The sequence below is a fragment of the Streptomyces sp. NPDC041968 genome, assembly GCF_055589025.1.
On the sequence record NZ_JBVJCB010000018.1, the window covers coordinates 101,963 to 108,696 of the forward strand.

Consider the following 6,734-nt stretch of genomic DNA (forward strand, 5'->3'; position numbering starts at 1 on the left):
TACGACACCTGCTCCCGAGGAGCGGCGGCGGACCGGGTTCAGGCGTCGGGCACCTGGGGTCCCCCCGGCAGCGCGTCGACGCGCGAGAGCGCCTCGTCGACGCTGTCGGAGACCGGCACGGTGATGCTGACCCCCGTCAGATCCAGGACCCGCCGCACCGCCGGGGTCGGCGAGATGATGTGCACACTGCCCGGCAGCTCGCGCGCCTCCTGGTAGACCCGCAAAATGATGTTCATGCCGGAGGAGTCCATGAACGGGACCTCCGACAGGTCCAGCAGGAAGTGCCGCCGCCCGTGGTGCAGTTGGTTGGCCAGATGGTGCTGGAACTCGGTCGCCGTGTCGACGTCCAGGTAGCCCTCCACCTTGAGCAGCGCGACATCCTCCCGCGGCAGCGACACCTCTACGGACAGCGGGTTCTGGGCTATGGGCACGTGTACCTCCAACAAAGCGGCCGGCGCGGCGGGACGTCATGTCCCACCGCGCCCCGCGTTTACCCCCGAATCGGATCTCCACACCTGCCCGGCCGGAAGCGGGACCGCGTGCCGTTCGTCACCCGACCCGGATGCCCACGAGACACGTGTCGTCGTCCGTGTCCGACCGGCTGTAGGTGAGCAGCCGGTCCAGGTGCTGGTCCAGGGTGATCGGCGCCCTACGGGCCGTGCTCAGCAGCTGGGCCAGCGACTCCTCCACCGAGCGGTCACGGCGTTCGATCAGGCCGTCCGTGTACATCAGCAGCGTGTCCTCGCCGGCCAGCTGCACCTCGTCCTCCTCGTACGCCGCCTCCGCCACCGCACCCAGCAGCATGCCCCGCACCAGCGGCAGCGGCTTGGCCGCCGCGCCCCGGACCAGGACCGGCGGCAGATGGCCCGCCCGGGCCCAGCGCAGCGTCCGCAGGGACGGGTCGTACAGGCCGCACACCGCCGTGGCGGTCACCCCGCCCGTCAGGTGGTGCGCCACGATGTTCAGCCAGGACAGCAGCTGCCCCGGCCCGGCACCGGTGACCGCGAGGCCGCGCAACGCGTTGCGCAGCACCACCATGCTGGTCGCGGCCTCTATGCCGTGCCCGGCCACGTCCCCCACGCACAGCAGCACCAGCCCGTTCGGCAGCATGACGGCGTCGTACCAGTCACCGCCCACCAGCTGCTCCGTCTCCGCGGGCCGGTACCGGACGGCCACCTGGAGGTCCGGCACCTTCAGCGGACTCTGGGTCGGCGGCATGATGGCGTGCTGGAGCTGGAGCGTCAGCCGGTTGCGCTCGATGGCCTGCTGCTCGGTGTGGGCCAGCTGGTCGCGGGTCGCGGCGAGCGCCACCTCGGTCCAGTGCTGGGCCGAGATGTCCTGGTAGGCGCCGCGGACGACCAGCAGGCGGTCGTCGGTGTCCAGGACCGGTTCGGCCACCACCCGCACGTGCCGGGTGACGCCGTCGGGCCGCTGGAGCCGGAACGCCGCCGACGCCGGCCGCCGGTGGTGCATCAGCGTCCGCAGGAACCGGCCGATGGCGACGGCGTCGTCCGGGTGGGCGTGCGCGGCCAGCTCCTCCAGCGGTACCGGCACGCTCGTCTGCGGGCGGCCGTACAGGTCGAAGAGCTGGCCGTTCCAGGTGATCTCACCGGTCAGCAGGTTCTCCTCGAAGCCGCCGATGCGCCCGAGGCGCTGGGCGTGCTGGAGGAGGCTCGCCAGCCGGGCCGTCTCGTCCTCGATGCGCCAGATGAGCAGCACGGCGTTGCCGTGCCGGCTCACGCTGATGTCCGCGACCGCCGACAACGGCACCTGGTCCACCAGGGCGGTCAGGTTCATGCGCCGGGCCCGGAACGGCTCGCCGGTGGCGTACACCCGCTCCACGCTGCGGAACAGCTCGCTGTCCCCGGCGGCCATCGGGTAGGCCTCCAGCAGCAGGGCGCCGCCCACGACGGCCCGGGGCCGCCCGGCGGGATCCAGGAACCGCTTGTTCACGTGCTGGATGCGGAAGTCCGCCAGGTGACCGTCCGCGTCCAGGTGCGGCACCAGGACCAGCGCCGGGTCGTACAGGCCGTCGGCCAGGTCCATCAGCTCCACCGCGTCCGGCATGACCCGCGGCTCCTGCCCGGCGCCGGGCGCCGGCGTGTACGACTCCAGGGTGTGCGCGCACAGCTCCGCCAGCGCCTCCACCTGCCGGACCACCTGCGGCGGCTGCGGGTCCAGCGGCGCCGGCCAGACGATCTCCAGGACGCCGTGGATGCGCCCCCCGGTACCGGCGGGCACCGCGACCCTGCCGCCTTCCGGGTACTGGTGCCGGCCGATGCTGGGCAGGCTCGTCCCGGCCAGGGAGGTGAACCACTGACCCGCGCGCTCGGTCAGTCCCGACCGGGCCACCGTCGCCACGTCCGGTGGCACGTAGCGCCAGCGGGCGGCCTCGGCCGCGGAGAAGCCCGCGCTGCCGGCCAGCGTGAGCGAGCCGTCGTACCCGGCCGCCCAGATGGCCACGGCGGCCGCGCCGAGCGGGCGCAGCGCCTGCTCCAGCAGCGCGTCGGCGACGGCCTGGGTGTCGTCCGCGGCGAGCGCGCCGCTCTCGGCCGCCCGCAGGCGCACCGCGGCCGACTCCGCCGCCGCGTCCCCGTCGGCGGTGGCGTCCTCGGCGTCCACGCTCTGCACGGCGGCGGTGGCGGTGAGGAAGGCTTCCGTCACCTCCGACATGCGGTCGCGGGCGGCCTGGTTGATGACGTCGACCGCGAACTCCAGCGGGGTCACCTGCGACTGCTCGGCCAGCTCGGCGAGCTGGCGGGCGGCCTCGGCCGGACCGCACCCGAGCCGGGCCACCAGGATGCCCTTGGCCAGCTCGATCAGAGCCCGCCCCTCGGCCTCCGCCTGGGCGGCGCGGACCTCACGGCTGAGCCGGTCCACCGTGGCCGCCAGCCGGCCCACGGGGGACACCGGGGTCATGCCGCGCAGGGCGGCGGCCGGTCCGTCGACCGCGCGGGACGGTGGCGGCCCGGAGACCGCGGGCGGCGCGGTGGAGGGGTCCGGCGGCGTCTCGCCGACCGGTTCGCTGGGCTGCTCGGACTTGCTCACGACGGGGACGCTCCTCGGCTGGAGACCGCCACGGTGCACGACGCGCCGCGTCGCGCACCGCCCGGCCCACCGGTGTACGGGACGGGGGCCGGCGCGCTCATGCGGGCAGCCACCGTCGGACGCAGGCGATGAGGTCCTGGGTGTCGACCGGCTTGGTGACGTAGTCACTGGCGCCCGAGGCGAGGCTCTTCTCCCGGTCGCCCGGCATCGCCTTCGCGGTGACGGCGATGATCGGCAGCTCGGCGTACCGGGGGATCCGGCGGATCTCGGCGGTCGCCGTGTAACCGTCCATCTCCGGCATCATCACGTCCATGAGGACGAGCGCGATCTCCGGGTGGTCCACCAGCGTCTCGATGCCCCGCCGCCCGTTCTCCGCGTGCAGCACCCGGAAACCGTGCAGCTCCAGGATGCCGCTGAGCGCGAACAGGTTGCGCGCGTCGTCGTCGACGACGAGGACGGTGCGCCCGGCCGACGGGTCGTCCACCGTCTGCGGGGCCAGGTACTGCGGTTCCTCCGGCCGGACCAGGGAGAGCACGTCCCCGGGCTCCTCGGCGGCCAGGTGCAGCGCGATGCGCTCCCGCAGCTCGTCGAGGCTGGACAGGAACTCCAGCGCCCCGTCCTGCGCGCCCGAGAGCAGGCTCTCCTCCAGGGCCGCGTCCGCACGGTGACCGCTGTGCACCAGCACCGGCACGCTCGCCAGCGCCGAGTCGCCCCGCAGGGCCCGCAGGAAGCGTGACGCCTCGCCGTCCCGCATGCCCAGCTCCAGGACGACGCAGTGGCACGGCTCGTCCGCCAGCGCGCCCGCGGCCTCCTGCGCCCCCACGGCCGTGATGACGTCGAGCGGCGGCCGGTCGCCCGCGTCGTCCCGTCCGTGCGTCAGGTCGGTGATCACGCTCTCCGCCACGAGGGTCAGCAGACCGCGCGGACGCTCCTCCACGACGAGCAGCCGCCGGGGGCGCTGCCGCGGGCCGCTGGTGAGCTCGGGCACCGGCGCCGGACGGGTGAGCACGTCGGCCGGCGACTCGGCCGGGACGTGGTCCGGGCCCCGCGCCAGCAGGTCCTCGAAGTCGGGCCGGGCCGCGGGCAGGAACAGGGTGAAGGTGCTGCCCCGGTCGGGCGTGCTGTCCACGGTGACGGCGCCACCGAGCAGCTGGGCGATCTCCCGGGTGATGGAGAGGCCGAGTCCGGTGCCGCCGTACTTGCGGCTGGTCGTGCCGTCCGCCTGCTGGAAGGCGCCGAAGATCGACTCCAGGTTCTGTTCCGGGATGCCGATGCCGGTGTCCTTCACCCGGAAGGCCACGACGGCACCGCCCCGCACCACGCCCGGGGGCACCTCGTCGTCGTGGGCCGGCTCGACGGCCAGCTCCACCCCGCCCCGCTCGGTGAACTTCACCGCGTTGGACAGCAGGTTGCGCAGCACCTGACGCAGCCGGGAGTCGTCCGTCAGCAGGTCCGCCGGCGCCCCGGTGGCCGTCGACACCGTGAACTCCAGGCCCTTCTGCGTCGTCATGGGCCGGAAGGTGGCCTCGACGTACTCGATGAGCTGCCGCAGCGTCACCCGCTCGGGGGAGACGTCCATCTTCCCCGCCTCGACCTTCGACAGGTCCAGGATGTCGTTGATCAGCTGGAGCAGGTCCGAGCCCGCGGAGTGGATGATGCCCGCGTACTCGACCTGCTTCGGGGTGAGGTTGCGCGACGGGTTCTGCGCGAGGAGCTGGGCGAGGATCAGCAGACTGTTCAGCGGGGTGCGCAGCTCGTGGCTCATGTTCGCCAGGAACTCCGACTTGTACTTCGAGGCCAGCGACAGCTGCTGGGCACGGGCCTCCAGTTCCTGGCGCGCCTGCTCGATCTGCAGGTTCTTCGCCTCGATGTCCCGGTTCTGCGTCGCCAGCAGGGACGCCTTGTCCTCCAGCTCGGCGTTGGAGCGCTGCAACTCCTCCTGCTGGACCTGGAGTTCCGCCGAGCGCGCCTGCAGTTCGGCGGTCAGGCGCTGGGACTCGGCGAGCAGTTCGTCGGTGCGCGCGTTGGCCACGATCGTGTTGACGTTCACGCCGATGGTCTCCATCAGCAGTTCCAGGAAGTCCCGGTTGATCTGCGTGAACGGAGCGACCGACGCCAGCTCGATGACACCGAGGACCTGCCCCTCGACCACGATGGGCACCAGCACCAGAGCGGTGGGCACCACCTCGCCGAGCCCGGAGGAGATGGTCACGTAGCCCGGCGGCAGCTCGTCCACCACGATGGTGCGGCGGCTGCGCGCGGCCTGGCCGACCAGGGTGCGGCCGAAGGCGATGCGGGTGGGCTTGGCGGAGTCCTCCGGGTAGCCGTACGAGCCGACCAGGCGCAGCTCGGGGCCCTTCTCGCCCTCCTCCGCCAGATAGAAGGCGCCGTACTGGGCGGCGACCAGCGGCACCAGCTCGTCCATGATCAGCTCGGCGACCACGGGCAGGTCGCGGTGCCCCTGCATCAGGCCGGAGATCCGGGCGAGGTTGGTCTTGAGCCAGTCCTGCTCCTGGTTGGCCCGGGTGGTCTCGCGCAGGGACTGCACCATCGCGTTGATGTTGTCCTTGAGCTCGGCGACCTCGCCGGAGGCCTCCACGTTGATCGAGCGGGTCAGGTCGCCCTCGGCGACGGCCGACGTGACCTCCGCGATCGCGCGGACCTGCCGGGTGAGGTTGCCCGCAAGCTCGTTGACGTTCTCCGTGAGGCGCTTCCAGGTCCCGGAGACACCCTCGACCTCCGCCTGCCCGCCGAGCCGTCCCTCGGTGCCGACCTCGCGGGCGACGCGGGTGACCTCGTCGGCGAAGGCGGAGAGCTGGTCGACCATCGTGTTGATCGTCGTCTTCAGCTCCAGGATCTCGCCGCGCGCGTCGACGTCGATCTTCTTCGACAGGTCGCCCCGGGCCACCGCCGTCGTCACCAGCGCGATGTTGCGCACCTGGCCGGTGAGGTTGTTGGCCATGGAGTTGACGTTGTCGGTGAGGTCCTTCCAGGTGCCGGCGACGTTCGGCACGTGGGCCTGGCCGCCGAGCCGTCCCTCGGTGCCGACCTCGCGGGCGACGCGGGTGACCTCGTCGGCGAAGGCGGAGAGCGTGTCGACCATCGTGTTGATGACGTCGGCCAGCGCGGCGACCTCGCCCTTGGCCTCGACCGTGATCCGCTGCGAGAGGTCGCCGCGCGCCACGGCGGTGGCGACCTGCGTGATCGAGCGCACCTGGCCGGTGAGGTTGTTGGCCATGGAGTTGACGTTGTCGGTCAGGTCCTTCCAGGTGCCCGACACGCCGCGCACCTGCGCGCGCCCGCCGAGGTTGCCCTCGGTGCCGACCTCGCGGGCGACGCGGGTGACCTCGTCGGCGAAGGCGGAGAGCTGGTCGACCATCGTGTTGATGGTGTTCTTCAGCTCCAGGATCTCGCCGCGGGCGTCCACGGTGATCTTCTGCGACAGGTCGCCCTTGGCCACGGCGGTGGCGACCTGGGCGACGTTGCGGACCTGGTTGGTCAGGTTGCCCGCCATGAAGTTCACCGAGTCGGTGAGGTCGCGCCACGTGCCCCTGACGCCCTGCACGTCGGCCTGGCCGCCGAGCCGTCCGTCGGTGCCGACCTCGCGGGCGACGCGGGTGACCTCGTCGGCGAAGGCGGAGAGCTGGTCGACCATCGTGTTGATGGTGTTCTTCAGCTCCAGGATC

The 6,734-nt window shown here is 72.5% G+C and carries 3 protein-coding genes; all 3 read right to left on the reverse strand.

Annotation, left to right across the window (positions count from 1 at the left end):
* Window positions 1-38 precede the first annotated feature (38 nt).
* The gene (locus ACZ6EG_RS32615) at window positions 39-431 is read right to left on the reverse strand and encodes an STAS domain-containing protein (RefSeq protein WP_356610791.1); all 393 of its coding nucleotides are present in this window, start codon (window positions 429-431) and stop codon (window positions 39-41) included.
* 118 nt (window positions 432-549) lie between these two features.
* On the reverse strand, window positions 550-3,048 hold the full coding sequence (locus ACZ6EG_RS32620) for a SpoIIE family protein phosphatase (protein WP_391972599.1): 2,499 nt from the start codon (window positions 3,046-3,048) through the stop codon (window positions 550-552).
* Window positions 3,049-3,145: 97 nt separating this feature from the next.
* Window positions 3,146-6,734 (reverse strand): HAMP domain-containing protein (locus tag ACZ6EG_RS32625; RefSeq protein ID WP_469610066.1); only part of this gene is annotated, 3,589 nt, incomplete at its 5' end.